Here is a 1035-nt window from a genome sequence, read left to right on the forward strand (position 1 = left end):
AGCGGCCAGTTCGCGCACCGGCCGCGACACGCTGCGCGCCAGCAACAGCGCGCCGACCAGCGAGGCGAGCATGGCCCCCAGGCTGATCAGCAGGATGCGTCGATCCAGCGGCGCGAACGCCGCCTCGGCCTCGCCGAGGGATTTGTGCAGCAGCGCCTCGACCCGGTAACCGGGGCCGCTGGCCAGTTGCAGGTGCTGGCCGAAGTAGTGCTCGGTGCCGTCGTCAAGGCGTTGCGGCATCGCGCCGGCCGCCTCCATCTGCGCCTCCAGCAGGGCCTGGGCGCTGCCCGGCAGGGTGCTGATCCAGGTCGGCGCAGCGCCGTCGCGACTGGCCACCAGACTCAGTTCCAGGTGGGTCAGCTCACGCAGTTGCAGGGCGAACTCGCGGTCCACGGCAAAGCCCATCAGCACCCGGGCGATCGGCAGCGGCGCGCTCACCGTGGCATCCACCAGCAGGTAGATCTGCCTGCCGATGGGCAGCAGGAACAGCCGCGGGCCGTCGCGCCGCGGTAACTGCAACTGGCCGTCGAGACGGGCCAGCGCCTCGGCATCAATGCCCGGGTCGGTGCTCACCTGCAGGCTGCCATCCAGGCCCAGGAGGAACACGGCGCCGGCGTTGATCCGCGCGCCCTGGTTGGCCAGCGCCGAACGGATGGTCGGCGCATCGCCGCTGGCCACCGCCTCCTTGAAACCGAAATCGGCCGCCAGCACCTGGGCGGCCTGCTGCAGCTGGTCGCTGCGCAGCGCCAGCAGTTGCTCGAAGACCCGGCTGCCGACGTTCAGCTGTTCCTGCGCCTGGGCGCGCAGCGCCGCATCGGTGGCTGCCTTCACCGCGACATAGAGGGCGCCGATCACCACCAGCAGGAGCAGGACGAGAACGCCGGCGATACGCGCCTGGAAGCTACTGCGCAGCATCTTCGGCGGCTTTCCTGAAGGCCTCGCCGAACGCGCTCGGCGCCGGCGGCGCGGGGGGTTCGGCGGGGCCGCTGCTGGCCAGGACGAAACGCTGGCTCGGCGCCTGGGCGTCGAACTGCA

1 protein-coding gene is annotated in these 1035 nt (G+C 71.4%); it reads right to left on the reverse strand.

Annotated features, from left to right (window positions below; all coding sequences use genetic code 11):
* Nucleotides 1-915: cache domain-containing protein (locus N878_RS22075; protein WP_021445696.1), on the reverse strand; the 915-nt coding region annotated here is incomplete at its 3' end.
* Nucleotides 916-1035: the final 120 nt, after the last annotated feature.

Origin of the sequence: Pseudomonas sp. EGD-AK9 (assembly GCF_000465935.2) — a bacterium.
In the GTDB taxonomy this organism is placed as follows: domain Bacteria; phylum Pseudomonadota; class Gammaproteobacteria; order Pseudomonadales; family Pseudomonadaceae; genus Aquipseudomonas.